General features: G+C 56.9%; 18 protein-coding genes. All 18 read left to right on the plus strand.

All coding sequences use genetic code 11. The features are described from left to right. Positions 1–12 precede the first annotated feature (12 nt). The 18 genes from BCS37_RS04195 (at position 13) to hisS (ending at position 18,057) form a co-directional block, all read left to right on the plus strand. The gene (locus tag BCS37_RS04195) at positions 13–780 is read left to right on the plus strand and encodes a type III pantothenate kinase (RefSeq protein WP_069180302.1); all 768 of its coding nucleotides are present in this window, start codon (positions 13–15) and stop codon (positions 778–780) included. Between the two features lie 17 nt (positions 781–797). Beyond that, positions 798–1,760, plus strand: coding sequence for a tRNA dihydrouridine synthase DusB (dusB, locus tag BCS37_RS04200; protein ID WP_173862609.1), 963 nt, complete (start codon positions 798–800; stop codon positions 1,758–1,760). Between the two features lie 12 nt (positions 1,761–1,772). Then, a complete protein-coding gene (locus BCS37_RS04205; protein ID WP_069180303.1) occupies positions 1,773–3,161 on the plus strand; it encodes an aminopeptidase in 1,389 nt (462 codons plus the stop codon). 74 nt (positions 3,162–3,235) lie between these two features. Continuing rightward, complete coding sequence (locus tag BCS37_RS04210; RefSeq protein ID WP_069180304.1) at positions 3,236–4,432, plus strand: pyridoxal phosphate-dependent aminotransferase; 1,197 nt, start codon at positions 3,236–3,238, stop codon at positions 4,430–4,432. 208 nt (positions 4,433–4,640) lie between these two features. Then, the gene (locus BCS37_RS04215; protein WP_009656213.1) at positions 4,641–5,228 is read left to right on the plus strand and encodes a MotA/TolQ/ExbB proton channel family protein; all 588 of its coding nucleotides are present in this window, start codon (positions 4,641–4,643) and stop codon (positions 5,226–5,228) included. Then, a complete protein-coding gene (locus BCS37_RS04220) occupies positions 5,218–5,628 on the plus strand; it encodes an ExbD/TolR family protein (protein WP_037347065.1) in 411 nt (136 codons plus the stop codon). The genes BCS37_RS04215 and BCS37_RS04220 overlap by 11 nt, the downstream gene beginning before the upstream one ends. Continuing rightward, the gene (locus BCS37_RS04225; RefSeq protein WP_069180305.1) at positions 5,629–6,273 is read left to right on the plus strand and encodes an energy transducer TonB; all 645 of its coding nucleotides are present in this window, start codon (positions 5,629–5,631) and stop codon (positions 6,271–6,273) included. It abuts the gene before it with no gap. Positions 6,274–6,313: 40 nt separating this feature from the next. Continuing rightward, the gene (locus BCS37_RS04230; RefSeq protein WP_069180306.1) at positions 6,314–7,510 is read left to right on the plus strand and encodes an FTR1 family iron permease; all 1,197 of its coding nucleotides are present in this window, start codon (positions 6,314–6,316) and stop codon (positions 7,508–7,510) included. 53 nt (positions 7,511–7,563) lie between these two features. Then, entirely contained in the window at positions 7,564–8,133 is a 570-nt protein-coding gene (locus tag BCS37_RS04235) for an iron transporter (RefSeq protein ID WP_069180307.1), read from the plus strand. Positions 8,134–8,254: 121 nt separating this feature from the next. Next, positions 8,255–9,520 (plus strand): DUF2318 domain-containing protein, encoded by a 1,266-nt coding sequence (locus tag BCS37_RS04240; protein WP_069180308.1) that lies wholly within the window; start codon positions 8,255–8,257, stop codon positions 9,518–9,520. A gap of 21 nt (positions 9,521–9,541) precedes the next feature. Next, entirely contained in the window at positions 9,542–10,825 is a 1,284-nt protein-coding gene (locus BCS37_RS04245; RefSeq protein ID WP_069180309.1) for an ABC transporter permease, read from the plus strand. Between the two features lie 3 nt (positions 10,826–10,828). Continuing rightward, a complete protein-coding gene (locus BCS37_RS04250; protein WP_069180310.1) occupies positions 10,829–11,962 on the plus strand; it encodes an ABC transporter permease in 1,134 nt (377 codons plus the stop codon). Positions 11,963–11,975: 13 nt separating this feature from the next. Beyond that, positions 11,976–12,635, plus strand: a complete 660-nt coding sequence (locus tag BCS37_RS04255) for an ABC transporter ATP-binding protein (RefSeq protein WP_006307177.1) — start codon at positions 11,976–11,978, stop codon at positions 12,633–12,635. Between the two features lie 2 nt (positions 12,636–12,637). Further along, positions 12,638–13,108: an FMN-binding protein gene (locus BCS37_RS04260; RefSeq protein WP_069180311.1), complete on the plus strand. Its 471-nt coding sequence runs from the start codon at positions 12,638–12,640 to the stop codon at positions 13,106–13,108. A gap of 101 nt (positions 13,109–13,209) precedes the next feature. Further along, positions 13,210–14,664, plus strand: coding sequence for a beta-Ala-His dipeptidase (gene pepD / locus BCS37_RS04265; RefSeq protein WP_069180312.1), 1,455 nt, complete (start codon positions 13,210–13,212; stop codon positions 14,662–14,664). 143 nt (positions 14,665–14,807) lie between these two features. Then, a complete protein-coding gene (locus BCS37_RS04270; RefSeq protein ID WP_083205767.1) occupies positions 14,808–15,290 on the plus strand; it encodes a Fur family transcriptional regulator in 483 nt (160 codons plus the stop codon). Beyond that, positions 15,287–16,792: a coproporphyrinogen dehydrogenase HemZ gene (gene hemZ / locus BCS37_RS04275; RefSeq protein ID WP_069180313.1), complete on the plus strand. Its 1,506-nt coding sequence runs from the start codon at positions 15,287–15,289 to the stop codon at positions 16,790–16,792. Before BCS37_RS04270 ends, hemZ begins: the two co-directional genes overlap by 4 nt. Next, positions 16,792–18,057 carry a histidine--tRNA ligase gene (gene hisS / locus BCS37_RS04280; RefSeq protein ID WP_069180314.1) on the plus strand — a complete coding sequence of 422 codons (1,266 nt, stop codon included), beginning with the start codon at positions 16,792–16,794 and terminating at the stop codon, positions 18,055–18,057. The genes hemZ and hisS overlap by 1 nt, the downstream gene beginning before the upstream one ends.

The following is an 18,057-nucleotide window of genomic DNA, read 5'->3' on the forward strand; positions in this document are numbered from 1 at the left end:
GGAGGAAAGAACTTGCTGCTAGTACTGGACATTGGCAACAGCAACATCGTCATGGGCGCATACGAGGGAAAAAAACTCCTGCGGCACTGGCGCATCTCGACGGATCGGCAGAAGACGGGCGACGAATACGGTATTCTGTTCAATGAATTGTTTCGTTATCAAGGCATTGAGATGTCCGATATCAAGGCAATCATTATCTCCTCGGTTGTACCGCCGCTTGTCGTTCCCCTGCGAAAGATGTGCGAGCGCTACTTCCGCATCCGCCCGCTGATCGTTGGGCCAGGCATACGAACTGGTATACGTCTGAACTACGAAAATCCGCGCGCCATCGGTGCTGACCGCATTGTAAATGTCATCGGCGCACACGAGCAATTCGGCGGGCCGCTCATTGTCATCGACATCGGGACGGCGACGACGTTCGACATCGTGGCGGAGAACGGGGACTTCCTCGGCGGCGTCATCGCGCCGGGGCTTGGCTCAAGTGCAGAGGCGCTCTTTCAGCGTGCGGCGCAGCTGCCGCGCATCGAACTCGTGCCGCCGAAGACAGTGGTATGCCGCAGCACGATTCAGGGCATGCAGGCGGGCATTATCTACGGTTACGTCGGGCAGATTGACGAGATCGTGCGCCGCATCAAGGCGGAGCTTGCGATGGAGATGAAAGTTGTCGCGACGGGCGGCTTTGCCCGTATGGTGGCAAAGGAGTCGCAGACGATCGACAAGGTCGATCACTTCCTGACGCTTACGGGGCTGCGCGTTCTCTACGAGCGAAATCAGCCGTGAACTCGATGATAAAGCCGATGAAGCTTGGAACGTTTACCTTCGATAATCCTGTCTTTCTTGCGCCGATGGCGGGGGTGACAGACACGGCGTACCGCATCATCGCGCACGATATGGGCTGCCCGCTTGCGTTTGCGGAGATGGTGAGCAGTCAGGGCATCCACTACCGCAACGAACACACAATGAGGATGCTCCGCACGGAGGAGGGTGAGCGTCCGATTGCGATGCAGATCTTTGCGAAGTCGGCGGCGATGGCGGCGGAAGCCGCCGCCTACGTCGAGGAGATCGGCACGGCAGACATTCTGGACTTCAACATGGGATGTCCTGCACCGAAGGTCGTGAAGAACGGCGAAGGCTCGGCACTTATGCGTGATCCGAAAAAAGCGGAGGAGATATTAACAGCAATTCGCCGCGCGACGAAGCTGCCGTTTACAGTGAAGATGCGGCTTGGTTGGGACGATTCCTCGCGCAATGCCGTGGAGCTTGCGCGGATGGCGGAGGCAGTCGGCGTGGATGCGGTCGCTGTACATGGACGCACGCGCGAGCAGTTCTACAGCGGAAATGCGGACTATGCGGCGATTGCAGAAGTCAAACGGGCTGTGAATATTCCCGTGATCGTGAGCGGGGATATTCGTCGGCCCTCTGATCTCGCGCGTGCGCTCGACATTACGGGCGCAGATGCGGTGATGATCGGCCGCGGGGCGCAGGGGAATCCGTGGATCTTCCCGCAGCTCATTCACTGGCTGCATACGGGGGAGGAGCTGTCCCCGCCGACACTCATAGAGCGCGCCCGGGTGATCCTGCGGCACCTCGATCTGCTCGTTGGATACAAAGGGGAATATGTAGGCATCCGCGAGATGCGAAAACACGCAGCATGGTACACGCGTGGTCTTGCGGGCAGCGCAGAGCTGCGCGAGCGATTCAACCGTGCGGCATCAAAGGATGAATTTGTAAACATTCTGCGCGAAGCGTGGGAGATATAGAAAGGAACCATCATGAGTGATGATAAGAAGACATCGGTCTGGTCGAAGTACACAGAGAAGGAGCGTGCGGCGGTAAACGAGCTCGCACGCGGCTACATTGATTTTCTCTCGGACTGCAAGACGGAGCGCGAGAGCGTAACGGAGGCGGTACGTCTGGCGCAGTCGGCGGGCTACCGTGATCTTGCAGATATCATCGCACGGGGGGAGAAGCTCGCAGCGGGGGACAAAGTCTACGCCGTCAATATGAAGAAGGCAATTGTGCTCTTTCATATCGGGACGGAGCCTATGGAGTGCGGCATGAACATTCTCGGTGCGCACATCGATACCTGCCGTCTTGATGTGAAGCAGAACCCTCTGTATGAGGATAATGGGCTGGCGTATTTTGATACGCACTACTACGGCGGCATCAAGAAGTACCAGTGGGTGACGATTCCACTTGCACTGCACGGCGTTGTGGCCAAGAAGGACGGCACTGTGGTGGAGATTGCGCTCGGCGAGAAGGCGGACGATCCCGTGTTCTGCGTGACCGATCTCCTCGTGCATCTCTCGCAGGAGCAACTTGAGAAAAAGGCATCAAAGGTCATCGAGGGCGAGAAGCTGGACGTGCTCATCGGCGGCTATGCACTCAAAAAAGACGACAAGGAATCCGTCAAGGACGGGATTCTCGCACTCCTCAAGGAGCACTATGACATCGCCGAGGAGGACTTCAACTCGGCGGAGTTGACGCTCGTTCCGGCGGGGCGTGCGCGGGAGCTTGGCTTTGACCGCAGCATGGTGCTTGGCTACGGGCAGGATGACCGCGTCTGCTCCTATACCGCACTCTGCTCCATGCTTGAGACGGTTGTACCAAAGCGTACGGCGTGCTGTCTGCTCGTGGACAAGGAGGAAATCGGCAGCGTCGGTGCAACGGGGATGCAGTCGCGCTTCTTTGAAAATATGGTCGCCGAGGTCCTCTCCGCCTGCGGGCAGTATACGGAGATCGCACTGCGCCGCACGCTTGCACACTCGAAGATGCTCTCCTCGGATGTGTCGAGCGCTTACGACGGGCTCTATGCGGACGCGTTCGAGAAAAAAAATGTTGCCTACCTCGGGCGCGGCATGGTGTTCAACAAGTTCACGGGTGCACGCGGCAAGTCCGGCTCGAGTGACGCGAGCGCGGAGTACCTCGGCGAGCTGCGCCGCATGATGGACGAAAATGGCGTCAGCTATCAGCTCGCAGAGCTCGGGCGCGTCGACCTCGGCGGCGGCGGTACGATTGCCTACATAATGGCGCGCTACGGTATGGATGTGATCGACAACGGTGTCGCTGTCATGAGTATGCACGCGCCGTGGGAGGTCACGAGCAAGGTTGATATCTACGAAATGAAGAAGGGCTACGACGTGTTCCTGCGGAACGCATAAGTGCCCCATCACCGCTTACGCGGTTCTCCTCCCCCGCAGCAACGGGGGAGGCTTTATTTGGAAAGGAGCATTCTATGGTCTCAGAGCAGATGTACGCACTCGGCACGAAGAAATCCACGATTCGCACGATCTTTGAATACGGGCAGAAGCGTGCGGCGGAGGTCGGCGCGGAGAATGTCTTTGACTTCAGCCTCGGGAATCCGAACGTGTCTGCGCCGACATTCATTCAGGAAGCGGCAGTGGACATCCTGACACACAGTGACCCGACGGAGGTACACGGCTATACGATTGCGCCCGGAAAACCGCAGGTGCGTGAGATCCTTGCCGCCGACATCAAAAAAAGATTTGGTTTGGAAGTCACAGGGAAAAATCTTTTTCTTACGGCGGGGGCGGCGGCATCCGTGACAATCGCATTCAAGGCATTGACGGAAACGGGAGATGAATTTGTCACGATTGCGCCGTTCTTCCCCGAGTATCGTGTCTTTGTCGAGGCGTGTGGAGGGCGGCTTGTCATCGTGCCCGCAAAGACGGACGATTTTCAGATTGACTTTGCCGCACTTGAGACGGCAATCACGCCGCACACGAAAGCCGTTATCATAAATTCGCCGAACAATCCGAGCGGTGCAGTTTACAGCGAGGAGACCATTCGGCGGCTTGCGGAACTCCTGCGTGCAAAGGAGCAGACGTATGGACACCCGATTTTTATCATTGCGGACGAGCCCTATCGTGAGATTGTCTACGATGGTCTGACCGTTCCGTGCATTCCTCTCTACTATGACAACACGATTGTCTGCTACTCCTACAGCAAGTCCTTTTCTCTGCCGGGCGAGCGCATCGGCTATATCGTCGTCCCGGATACCGCTGCGGATTTTTCACGCGTCTACGGTGCAATGGCAGGTGCAGCGCGTGTCCTTACACATGTCAACGCGCCCTCACTCTGGCAGCTTGTCATTGCACGCTGTGCGGGAAAGGCTGCTGATCTGAGTACATACGCACATAATGCAAAGCTGCTCTACGAAGGGCTGACGGCAGCTGGGTTTGAATGTATGCGTCCGCAGGGGGCGTTCTATCTCTTTCCAAAGGCACTTGAAGAGGACGATGCGGCGTTCTGTGCACGCGCACGTGAGTTCGATCTGCTGCTTGTACCGGGCGCGGACTTCGGCTGTCCAGGGTATTTCCGTGCGGCGTACTGCGTGCGTACGGAGATGATTGAGCGTGCACTGCCGCACTTTCAAGAGTTGAGAAAAACTTACAAAGAAATACATGAATGAAGTTCGTTAATGATGGCTTCATTAAAAAGGTGTATTGACAATCACTCTCCTCAGAGCTATACTTAATATCGATTTACACTTCGCAAGGGTTATCATTATCGAATGATATGCCACGAGTCTATCGGGAATTACGCGCGTTTTCATACGTTTGACAAGGAAGGTGTTCTTTTTGACCAGTGCTGAACTCTTTGAAAAAGGCGGACCGGTAATGTACCTGCTGCTCCTGTGCTCGCTCACGGTGGCAGCGATTGCTATCGACCGTTTTTTGCTCTATCGTCGTGCATCGCAGGGGGCACGTGCGCTTGAAGCGGATGTTGCCGCCGCGCTTCGGAAGAAGAAGCTGGATGAGGTCGCACCCGCTGTGAAGGGCAAGGACAACATGGTTGCCCATCTCATACAGAGTGCGGTTGATGCGCGTGCGGCAGGGGAGGATGTTCCCATGACGCTTGAGGCGGTCTACGGTGAGGCGGCAATGCTTCTGCGTGCACGTCTCAACTATCTTTCAACGATTGTCACGCTTGCACCGCTGCTCGGTCTCTTGGGTACAATCTCGGGTATGATCCAGTCCTTCAGCGTGTTCAACCTGCAGGCAGGGCAGCCGATGGCGATTACGGGCGGCATCGGAGAGGCACTGATTGCAACGGCGACGGGACTTCTTGTCGCGATCTTTGCACTTGTTGTGCACACCTACTTCGCACAGCGCATGGACATGATGCTGACACTGCTCGAAAAGACGATGAATACCCTGCTCGCGGGGTTCGCCGCGAATGATGGAGGGCATTCTCATGCGTCGTAATTTTCATGATGTGCGTGAGCCGCTCGTCATGATTATCCCGATGATCGACATTATGCTCTTTCTGCTCGTTTTCTTCATGCTCAGTACGATGTATATGGTGAATGCGAGCACAGTGCAGGTCAGTCTCCCACAAGCGGCGAGTGCACAGCAGGACACGCGTCCGCACATCGTATCCATTACGGTGACGGAGGACGGCAAGGTTCTCTTTGACCGCGATGAGGAGCCGACACGGGAACTTACGGCGCGGGTCAAGACGCAGCTCGAAGATGATCCCGATACGGTCTTTGTCGTACGCGGCGACCGCAAGGCGGACTACCAGTTCGTCGTCACCGTCTTTGATGCGCTCAAGGAAGCGGGGACGCGCCATGTGTCCATCGCGACGGAGACGGGAGGGGTCTGAGTGCAGTATCAGACACATTGGCGTCTCGCCTTTGTCCTCGCGTTCTTCTTTCACATCATTGCGTGGCTCTTTCTGACGATTCTCATTCCGCACGTCTTCAAAGCACTTGAAGCACCTCCGCAGGAGGAGCCGATGGAGTGGGTCGAACTCGCGGATGATCCAGGACCTCCCGAGGAGGAGCAGGCGGAGCAGCCTCCTCCGCCCCCTCCGCCCCCGCCTGAACCCGAGCAGGTCGAAGAAGAACCGGCCGTGGTCGAGGCGGAGGTCCCGGAGGAAGCCATCACCGAGATTATGAAGGAAGTCGAGGAAACGCCGGAAAAGGAGGAGCCTAAGGTTCTTCGATCCGGCGAGGGGAAGCAGATCGGCATGCCTGGCAAGATTCTGCATGCGGAGCAGCCGCCCTATGGTGTCATTCAGTTCAAAGGACGCATTGCCGTCTCGGCACGCATCGGTACGGACGGCAAGGTCATCAGCACCCGCATCCAGGTCTCCTCCGGAAATGCGCTCTATGATCGGATGGCACGACGCATTGTCGAGAAGCAGTGGAAATTCGAGCCTGCGAAGGATATGAACGGGCAGCCGATGGAATCCGACATGCAGTGTCCTGTTTATTTCAACATGAAGCCTGCACGCAATATTAAATAATGTGCATGTGCTGGAAGAAGGGGAGGAAATAAGCAATCTCATGAGAAAACTCTTTATGTTTATTACGGCACTCTTTCTGCTCCTGCCTGCAGCATCCACGAATGCGGCGCAGACGTGGCAGCAGATCCACGACCACATTGCCGCTGAGATGAATAATGTCTATACGATCTATCAATCAGGCAATGCGGAGGGGGCAAAGGATGCCGTCAATGATATCTACTATGGCATCTATGAAAAGGATGGTCTGGAGAGTGCCGTACGCAGCGGGATCTCCTCCAAGAGTGCGAATCTCACGGAGTACCAGTTCTACACACTGAAAAAGGCGATCCGCGCAGGTGCGCCGCAGTCCGAGGTAGAAGCCGAGGGAAAAAAACTTCTTGATATGGTTCAGGCGGAAGTGACAACCCTCGAGACAGCGGGGGTGCAGTCGGGCGGTTGGGGCATGTTCCTGCAGGCGTTCCTGATCCTTCTGCGTGAGGGCGTTGAGGCGATCCTCGTGCTCGTCGGCATCATTGCCTATCTCGGACGCGCCGGTCATGAGAAGGAACTCTCCACGGTCTATAACTGGGCGATTGCGGGCGTTATTGCAAGCTTTGTCTCGGCTTATCTCTTTGTTGAAGTTCTTGATAATACGGCGACGACGGGCTCCGGACGTGAGATCATTGAGGGCTGTACAGCACTCTTCGCTGTGCTTGTTCTCCTCGGCACATCCGCATGGATGGGCGGCAAGTCCAACGCAAAGGCGTGGAAATCCTACATTGACAAGCAGGTTAAGCTGACGCTTTCGACGGGAAAATCACGTGCGCTCGGTTTCGCCGTATTTCTCGCCGTCTATCGCGAGGGCGCAGAGGTCATTCTCTTCTATCAGGCGCTCTTCAACAACGCCATCGGCGATGTCGATATGATCTGGGGCGGATTTGTCGCTGCGTGTGCGGCACTTGCTCTGCTTTTCTTCCTCATGCAGCGCGGTGCACTGCGCATCCCGATCGGTCCGTTCTTCAAGGTGACGAGCGCGTTCATGTTCATCCTCGCAGTCACGTTCCTTGGCGGCGGGCTCAAGGAACTGCAGGAGGCTGATGTGATCTCCACTTCGGTCATCGAGGCGGTTCCCGTGCCGAGCATCGACTTGCTCGGGCTTTATCCCACCTATGAAACCATTGTGCCGCAGCTTTTGCTGATTGCAGCGGCTGTCGCGATGGTATCATATAGAAAGCGCTCTGCTGCGGCAGAGGCGTGAGTTTTTTCCTCGCAAGAGGGAGCAGTGTTCATCTTTGTAAGGAGGATTATCCCATGAAGAAATCCAGTCTCAGCATGCTCAAGAAGGCGCTTGCCATTGGCGCCGTCGCATTCTCTACGTTTGCGATCAATGCGAACGTCAGTGAAGCTGCATTCGAGGAGTTCCCGATCGGCGACGAGATTGAGGATACGACGAACCACTTCAAGGTTGCGCTCGTGTACTTCCAGCCGGTCACGATGGAGCCCGCCGGCATGAGCCTCCCGGCAGATCAGGCGGATATCCACATTGAGACGGATATCCATGCGACCGAGGGCAACGAGTGCGGCTTCGGTGTCGGCGAGTGGATTCCCTATCTGACGGTGCACTACAAGTTCACGAAGCGTGAGACGGGCGAGAGCATCGAGGGCGTGTTCATGCCGATGAGCGCAGACGACGGTCCGCACTACGGCGCGAATGTCAAGATGCTTGGCGCAGGCACCTATGACTGCGAGTTCTCGATCGACAGCCCCGCACGTCAGAACTACATGCTCCACACCGATAAGGAGACGGGCGTTCCGGGTCATTTCTGGACCGAGCCGGTCAAGATGAGCTGGGTGTTCAACTACGTTCCGCGTAAGTGGTAATTTCAGCTACTCCCGGACGATGACGGCGTGGGATTCCTGTGCCGCACAATGTCCTGCCGGAATTAGAATGGCTGCCGTCCTTCGGGGACGGCGGCTTTTCTAGTAGGAAAGGGTTATTACAATGTTACAGGCGTTTCTACAACAATTGGTGCCGGCGCTCGAAGAGAGCATCAAGCTCGCCGTGCCGCTCGGTATTCTGCTTGCAATCATTCTGCCCCTGCCGAATCAAAGCATTCGCCATACGTTTGTGCGCGTTTTGAAATGGGGCTTTTTCCTCTCGCTCTTTATGACTGCCGTGCGTGTCGGCACAAAGTCCGCAGTCAACCGCGAGATTTTCGAGAGCATGGCAATCGGTGTCGATCTCGTGGGCGCGCTCGTTCTCTGTACGATCCTCCTGCGCAGCCTGCATCGCGAATGGACCTCAAAGGAGGAGCGCGTCTTCCGCCTCGGAACAGGGGCTCTTGCGCTTGGCATCTTCCTCTATCACGGGTTGGAGCTTTGGCTGATCCCCGTTGCTACGGTTCAGGTTGCGATGGGGGATTATTTCACACTCATTTTCTTTGTGAAGATGCTCGGCTTTTTCGGCGGCATCTTCCTCGGCTTCCTCTCAGGGTATCTGGCGTATCATGCGGCAGCTGCCCTCAACCACGGGCGTCTCGTTTTCGTCTTTACTGTGCAGATGGCGGCGACTGCCGTGCAGCAGGTCATATTCGTCATGACGGTTATGATGGCGCGGCAGGTGTTTGGTGCAGAAAGTCTCATTTCTTTCATGGCATCGTTCATCGACAATCAGAACAAGATCATCTATGCGATTTACTTCGTTTCGATTCTCGTGCCTGTCACGCTCTTTCTGCAGCCGCGTCCCGAGCGTCCCGCTTGGGCAAATCCAGCGCAGTACCGTCAGCTGCTCGCCCGTGCGATTCGGCGCAAGCGCTGGGGATCGGGGCTGCTTGCAATGCTCGTCCTGACAATCCTCATATCGAGCGTCGGCGGTTGGTATGCGAACAAGAAGGAACAGCTTGTCCCTGCCGTTGCAGTCAAGGCGGAGGACGGTCTTGTGCAGATTCCGCTCGAGGAGGTTTCGGACGGCCATCTCCACCGTTATGCCTTCCGTGCCTCAGATGGGACGGAGGTGCGTGTCATCATCGTACAGAAGGGCGGCTCTGCGTTCGGTGTGGGTCTTGATGCGTGTGAGATCTGCGGACCGACGGGGTACCTCGAGCGCGACGGACAGATCGTCTGCCGCCTCTGCGATGTCGTCATGAACAAGGCGACGATCGGCCTTCCCGGCGGCTGCAACCCGATCCCCGTGGAGTACCGTGTGGCAAACGGTGCGGTGCAGATCGCAGGGGATACGCTTGAAGCGGCACGCATTCACTTCCGGTGACGGCATGAGAGGAGGAAAGCCATGTTTTGGCAAATGGTAAAAGGGGCGCTCATCCGTCAGCGCGGGAGGTTCATCCTCATCGCACTGACGGTCGCCCTTGGCGTTTCGCTCGCGACTGCCATGCTGAATGTCATGTTCGACATTGGCGAGAAGGTCAATCAGGAGCTGAAGGCATTCGGTGCGAACATCACGGTAACACCGCGCAACTCGATGGTGCTCAAGGATCTCTACGGCGTGGAAACCACGAAGAGTACACATCGTGAATACCTCGAAGAATCGGATCTCGGCAATATCAAGACGATTTTCTGGACGAACAATATCGTTGCGTTCTCACCGTCATTGACGACGAACATCACGCTCGCGGACGGCGAGACGGTTCCGTTCTTCGGCACATGGTTTGAGCACACGCTCACGCTGCCGACGGATGAGGTCTACACCACGGGCGTGAAGTTCATGAAGTCGTGGTGGCACGTCGACGGTGACTGGGCGGACGATGCGCAGACGAATCAGGTGCTCGTGGGTACGAAGCTTGCACAGAAGCTCGGCGTGTCGGCGGGCAGTACACTCTCGTACAAGAAGCCGGACGGTTCGGATGACACGCTGACGGTCACCGGCATCCTTTCGGGCGGCGGCGATGAGGAGAATCAGATCGTCGGCTCACTTGCTCTTGCGCAGAATCTTGCAAACGCTGCGGGGAAGATCGATCAGGTCGAGGTCAGTGCGATGACGACACCGGAGAATGATCTTGCACGCAAGGCGGCAGAGAATCCGAAGTCGCTCTCACAGGCAGAGTATGACATCTGGTACTGTACCTCATATGTCGGATCGATCGCCTATCAGATCGAGGAGGTCATGCAGAATGCGGCGGCGCATCCCGTGCGCCAGATCGCAGAGTCCGAGGGGAAGATCCTCGACAAGACACAGCTTCTCATGCTTCTCATCACGGTGCTCTCGTTGCTCTCATCGAGCCTCGGTGTCAGCAACCTCATCAGCGCGAACATCATGGAGCGCAGCCGTGAGCTCGGACTTCTCAAGGCTCTCGGTGCGACGAATCTCGCGGTCGTGCTCTCCGTACTCGCGGAGATCTTTATCGCGGGGATTATGGGCGGCATCCTCGGCTATGTTGTTGGGCTTGGCTTTGCCCAGCTCATCGGCGAGAACGTTTTTGGCTCGGGCATTGCGGTCAATCCGTACGTCATTCCGATTATTGCCGTACTCATGTCGCTCGTGCTCATTATCGGGAGTGTGCCCGCGATTCGTATGCTTCTGTCGCTGCAGCCGGCAGAGGTTCTCTATGGCAGGTGATGAATGATGAATCGATATAAAATGTTCTTTATCATGGTCGCCAATTCCCTGCTGCGTCGGCGCGCACGCATGGCAATCGCCCTGCTCGCCGTAGCCATCGGGGCGACGATCATATCGGGCATGATCACGGTTTACAAGGAAGTCCCCGAACAGATGGGGCGTGCGTTCCGCGCCTACGGTGCGAACCTCCTCATTCTGCCGGGTACGGATACGGGCACAATGCAGGAAAGCTCGATTGCCGCTGTGCGCAAGTCCCTCTCGGGCTATGAGATCATCGGCATTACACCGTTCCTTTACGATACGCTTCTCATCAACCATCAGACGGTGATGGCGGGGGGGACGGATTTTACAGTCCTGCAGGAGGTCAGCCCGTATTGGCAGATTCGCGGCGATTGGCCGACAGCAGGGGAGAAGGAGATCCTGCTCGGTGCGGAGTTTGCGGCAAAGCTGCGTGTGAATCCCGGTGATACGATTACCGTTTCGGGCGGCGAGGGAACGATTGTGAGTGATTACCGCGTGTCCGGCATTGTTCGCACGGGCGGTAACGAGGAGAACTTTGTCTTTGTCTCCCTGCCAGATATGCAGAGCATGAAGGAACGTCCCGGCGAGCTGAGTCTCGCGCAGGTCTCCGTTGTCGCGGGGCAGGATGAGTTGACGCGCGCAGAGGAGAAAATTCGCACAGATGTACCTGGCGTTCAGCCCCAGCTCGTCAAGCAGATTGCCCAGTCAGAGGGCACGGTGCTCGGGAAACTGCAGGCACTCGTGCTCATTGTCACCGTTGTTGTCCTTGTCTTGACGCTGATCTGTGTCTCGACCACGATGATGGCGATTGTGACGGAGCGTCGCCGCGAGATCGGTCTGAAGAAGGCACTCGGTGCGGATAACCGCCACATTGTTGCGGAGTTTTTCGGAGAAGGGTGTCTCCTCGGCTTTCTCGGCGGCGTGCTCGGCTCGGGCTTTGGCTATCTCTTTGCCCAGAGTGTCAGCGTCAACGTATTCGGGCGCGGCATCGAGTTCTCGGCGACCATTGTCGTCGTCGCGCTTGTCATGTCCATCTTTGTCACGGGGCTTGCATCACTCCTGCCCGTGCGCATTGCGACGAATGTAGATCCCGCGATTATCCTGCGCGGCGAATGAGGAGGAATAACGCATGAGTTTGCTTGAACTGCGGCACGTTTCCAAGGCGTACAATGAAAAGGTGCTCGCTCTGGACGATGTCAATCTGAAGGTTGAAAAAGGCGAATGGCTTGCGGTCATGGGCCCCTCCGGCTCGGGCAAGTCGACGCTCATGAACATCATCGGCTGTATGGACAGTGCAACGAGCGGTGAGGTCATCCTCGACGGTGAGGTGCTGACGGACGCGACACCCGAGGAGCTGACGCGCTATCGCCGCGACAAGATCGGCATCGTCTTTCAGCAGTTCCACATGATCCCGTATCTGACGGCGGTCGAGAATATCATGGTCGCGCAGTACTACCACAGCATGCCTGACCGTGACGAGGCGATGGCGGCACTCGAGCGCGTCGGACTTGCCGACCGTGCGAGCCATCTGCCGAGCCAGCTCTCGGGCGGTGAACAGCAGCGTGTCTGCATCGCGCGTGCCCTCATCAACTACCCTGTCCTCATCCTTGCGGACGAGCCGACGGGCAACCTCGACGAGCAGAACCAAAAACTCGTCATGAAGATCTTCCATGAGCTGCACGATGAGGGGCACACGATCCTCACCGTTACGCACTCTGCCGAGGTCGGCGAGGAGGCGCAGCGCTGCGTTATCATCGAACATGGTCATATGCGTGAAAGGACGGCGTGACGATGAAGAAAATGGCATTGGGACTTGTTGTACTTCTTTCGATTGGGGGGATGATCACAGGCTGCGGCGATGAGAAAAAGGACGCACCAAAAAGTGATGCGAAGCCCGCTGCAGAGGCGGTGTCCGTCGACCTGACGGGTGCGAAGGACGGCACATATGCGGCGGACAGCTCCGAGCATGCACAGCTTGGGCATTCGCACGTCGAGCTTACAATTGAAAACGGTGCGATCACGAAGGTCGTTCATACGGGCTTTGACAAGGACGGCAAGGTAAAGGACGAGAATTACGGCGCAGACAAGCCCGAGGGGGTCCGCAAGAAGGCGCAGAACGCCTATAAGGCAATCGGCTCGTATGCAAGCCAACTGGAGAGCAAGAAGGATCTCGCGAAGGTCGACGCCATCGCGGGCGCAACCGTCAGCTACGACCAGTTTAACGAGGCTGTCGCAAAGGCAGTCGAAGCGGCGAAGAAGTAAAGAATACAAAGCCAAAGAAGAAGCTGTCATACATCATGTATGGCGGCTTCTTTTTGTCTGTGGTACAATAGGAAACATAGTTGCAGTTAGGAGGAAATCATATGATAGACGATGCAAAATTATTGGAGACGGTCATTTCAGAATTTGAGGCACTGACGCACATTCCGCGTCCTTCGGGGCATGAGAAAGCCGTCAGCGACTATCTGAAGAAACGGTTCGAGGAGATCGGCTGTACGGTGACGCAGGACGAGGCGCTGAACATCATCGCGGAACTCCCCGCGACGAAGGGCTGCGAGGCTGCACCGCGTACGATCCTGCAGGGACACATGGACATGGTCTGTGTTGCGAAGCCGGGCGTAATCTACGATCCAGTCAAAGATCCAATCAAAATGATTCGGACAGAGGAAGCACTGACCGCGAACGGCACGAGTCTCGGCGGTGACGACGGCATCGGTGTTGCGGAAATTTTGACCGCGATGCAGTATACGGAGGAACACGGATCGCTGCGCGCGATCATCACGGTCGACGAGGAGCAGGGGATGTCCGGCGCACGCCGTCTGGATGCCGCACATCTGGCGAACGCACGATTCCTCATCAACTGTGATTCCGAGGACTATCATATCATGACCGTCGGCAGTGCGGGCAGCGTCAATCTCAACTTCTCACGTTCACTGTCGCGCAGAGAGTCGGAGCTGCCCGCCTACCGCATCGCGGTCGAAGGTCTCCTTGGTGGGCACTCGGGTGAGCGCATTGGTGACGGGCGCGGCAACGCGATCCGTGCGCTTGCACTTGCACTGCAGGCGCTCGAAGAGCGCGGAAAAATCGAGATTGTCACGTTCATGGGCGGCACGGCACGCAACGCGATTCCGCCGACGGCGGAGGCGATCATTCGCTCCGGGCTCGGTGAGCGCGAAATTGTGGACGTACTCGTGGCGGAAGAAAAGCGTTTTCACGCGCTTTACGGAACGGCAGATCCTGCAATGAAGTTTGCGTTTGCAACCGTGGAGAATGCAGGGCGTGTGATCGACGAAGCGGAAAAACGTGACCTCATTGATCTTCTCACGCTTCTGCGTACGGGCGTGCATGATATGTCGCATCTCCATGCGGACAAGGTGGAGACTTCGGCGAACCTCGGCGTTCTCGGCATGGATGAACATGAGGTACACGTCCAGTATTTCCCGCGCTCCTCTGTGAATGAGCGTCTGGATGAAATCATCATGATGGTGCGGACGATGGCGGCGCGGACGAACTTCATCCTCAACGTGGGGGCACAATCGCCCGCATGGCGCGAGCGCGAAGAGAGCAGACTCGCGCAGATTATGGGTGAGGTCTATGCCGTGCAGAACGGCGGCGCACAGATGACGGTCGAGAGCATTCATGCGGGACTTGAGACAAGCTGGCACGCGTCGAAAAATCCGTCGCTCGACATGGTGTCGATCGGCGTGACGACAACGGGGATCCATACACCTGACGAGCGTGTCGATGTCACGACGATTGTTCCGGAGGCGAAGCTGATGATGGAGACGCTGCGCCGCATTGCACAGGAGAAAGCGTAATCTGCACGATTCCAACATGGATATTCTCAATTAGTTTTTCTTCTCTATAGAAAAAACTTGTCATGTGTGCTATACTATTCTCATTGATTGTGATTATATATTGGAGAGTTAGCATATAACTAACGCACATGGAGGGAAATAGTATGGCAGAGACCTATACGATGGAGGACCTGAAAAAACGCCTGCAGGCAACGCAGCGCAAGATGACGCCGCAGCGCCAGATCGTGCTGCAGGTGATCCTCGATCATCCGAGCGAGCATCTGAGTGCGGAGAAGATTTATGATATCCTGCGCGGCACGGAGTCGGAGATCGGGCTCGCAACGGTCTATCGCAGTCTCGAAATTCTCGTGTCGCTCGGCATCCTGCAGAAGATCGAATTCGGCAAGGAGTTCGATAAGCGCAACAAGGGATCGTATTCCTATGAGCTGAATCCGATTGACCCGAATCAGCACTTCCATCACCATCTCATTTGTACGGAGTGCAAGGAGATCTCGGAGTTTGAGGAGGATATGCTCGATCATTTGGAAGAGGATATCTTTAAGAAGACGGGCTTTAAGGTCGAGAATCATCAGGCGAAATTCTTCGGTATCTGCAATAAATGTCAGGAGAAGCAGAAAAAGGCGTGAAGATCCGGTCGCTTACCATCAACAGCAGAGCCGAGGTCATTGTCAAAATCGTCCGCGAGGTATTGATGCTCTTCAAGGTGGAGATCGTCGGGCGGACAGGGGAGGCGGATTACGCCCAGCTGTCGGTGGTGAACCGTCAGTCGGGCTGTGAGCCGCCTTCTGTCATGACCGAGGTCTTTCTCTTTGCCAATGACGGGGCGTGCGAGAAATACGCATTTTCTGCGGACGGCAAGGCGGACGAAGTTCCGCGTGCTGCCGTGCACCGTATCGTGAAGCGGAATGTCTACGAATTCTTTCGTACGCGATTTGTTCTGTCGCCTGCGCCGTGGGGCATTCTTCACGGAGTACGCCCGACGAAGATCGTGCATCGCTGGCTGCGCAGCGGCATGAGCCCCGGGGCAATCGTTCGACGTCTGCAGGAGGACTATGACTGCAGCGCGGGCAAGGCACGGCTTATCACGGATGTTGCCGTGCGTCAGCTGCCGTTTCTCGCGCAGGGAAATGCGCGGACCGTGAGTATCTACGTCGGCATTCCGTTCTGTCTCTCGCGCTGTCTCTACTGCTCCTTTCCGTCGAATTTGCTTCCCTCGGAGAAGAAGCTGCGCGCCTTTATGGATGTGCTCGCGCGTGACCTCGATGCGGCGGAAGAGGATGTGCGTGCTTTAGGGCTTACGGTGCAGAGCATTTACATCGGCGGAGGAACGCCGACCAGTTTGCCGAATGATTTTTTTGCCGAAATGCTCAAAATGGTATATAATGCCTTTTATGGGTCAAACATTGCCGAGTTCACAGTGGAAGCAGGACGTCCCGACAGCATGAGTGCGGAGAAGATTGCTGCGATGCGAGGGCATGCCGTGACGCGCGTCAGTGTCAATCCACAGTCAATGCAGGCGGCAACGCTGGAACGCATCGGCCGCCACCACAGCCCCGCGGACGTCGTGCGTATGGTGCATGAGCTTCGCGCGGCAATGAACGTGCACATCAATATGGATGTGATTCTCGGGCTGCCGGGAGAAACGGCAGCGGATGTGGAGCGGACGATGGCGGCGGTGACGGCACTTGCGCCCGACGATATCACGCTCCATGCACTTGCCTTGAAGCGCGGCTCGAATCTCCGGCTGAAAATGGAGACGGAGCATGTTGAACTCCCCTCCGATACGGAGACGCTGCGCATGAGTGAGGCCGCTGTGCATGCGGTGGAGGAGAGGGGCTACCGTCCGTACTATCTCTATCGGCAGGGTTATATGAGCGGCGATCTCGAGAATGTCGGCTATGCACGCGCAGGCGCGGAGAGCATCTACAACATCCAGATTATGGAGGAGCGCCAGACGATCATCGGCATCGGCGGTGCCGCTACGACGAAGGTACTGGGGATTCGCAGCGGGCGTATGCGCTCGGTGTTCAACGCGAAGGATCTTGTGACTTATCTGCGCGATATTGATATCTATATTGAGAAACGCCGTGCGCTCCTGCGTGCGGAATACGAGGAGGAAACGCCCTGATGCTGACGAATGCGCCACGGGGGACGAAGGATATACTGCCCGATGCAGTGAGGGCGTGGACATATGTGGAGAATGTCATCCACGATCTTTGTGCCCGCTATGGCTATCATGAGATCCGCACGCCGGTCTTCGAGCATACGGAGCTGTTCCAGCGCGGCATCGGCGACGGTACGGATGTCGTGGACAAGGAGATGTATACCTTTACCGACCGCGGCGACCGCAGCCTGACGCTGCGCCCTGAGAATACGGCATCAGCCGTGCGCGCGTACCTGCAGAACAAACTCTATGCGGATGGGGGGCTGCAAAAGCTCTTCTACATCGGCTCGATGTTTCGCTACGACCGCCCGCAGGCAGGGCGCATGCGTGAGTTCCACCAGTTTGGCGTGGAGGCAATCGGCGGGGAAAGCCCAGCCGTGGACGCTGAGGCGATTCTGCTCGCGTATGACTTCCTCACGGCACTCGGGCTCAAGGGTCTGACACTTAAGCTGAACTCTGTGGGCTGTCCGACCTGCCGTCCCGTCTATCGTGAGTGTTTGCAGGCGTATTTCAAGGAGCATCTGAAGGATTTGTGCGGCGACTGTCAGGAGCGCTACACGCGGAGTCCCCTGCGGATTCTCGACTGCAAGGCGGACGCGGAGAAGCCGTTTATGGCAGGTGCACCTGCGATTACGGACTGCCTCTGTGAGGAATGTTCCTCGCATTTTGAGGCAGTGCAGAATCATCTGCGGGCGGCCGGCGTATCCTATGAACTCGATTCGCGTCTCGTGCGTGGGCTCGACTACTACACGCGGACGGCGTTCGAGATCGCCTATCCGCCGCTCGGCGCACAGAGTGCCGTTGCGGGCGGTGGACGCTATGACGGACTTGTCGAGGAGCTCGGCGGGAATCCGACCCCTGCGGTCGGGTTTGCGGCAGGGCTTGAGCGCGTTCTGCTCGCGCTAGAACAGCAGAATCTTCTGCCCGAGCGTCCCCCTGCGGCGGATGTCTTTCTCATCGCACTCGGGGAGGCGGCGGCAGCGGCTGCGTTTCCGCTGCTGCATGAACTGCGCGGCGGCGGTGTGCGCTCTCTAATGGACTATGCGGGGCGCAGCATGAAGGCGCAGATGAAGCAGGCGAACAAATCCGGCGCACGCTATGCCGTGATCCTCGGAGAGGAGGAGATCGCGAGGCATGAGGCGGTTGTGCGGGATATGATGGAGAGCACGCAGGAGACATATTCTCTTGACGATATGGTAAAACGATTGATTTCTGAGGTGAAGGGCTGA

This window comes from Selenomonas sp. oral taxon 920 (genome assembly GCF_001717585.1).
In the GTDB taxonomy this organism is placed as follows: Bacteria; Bacillota; Negativicutes; order Selenomonadales; family Selenomonadaceae; genus Centipeda.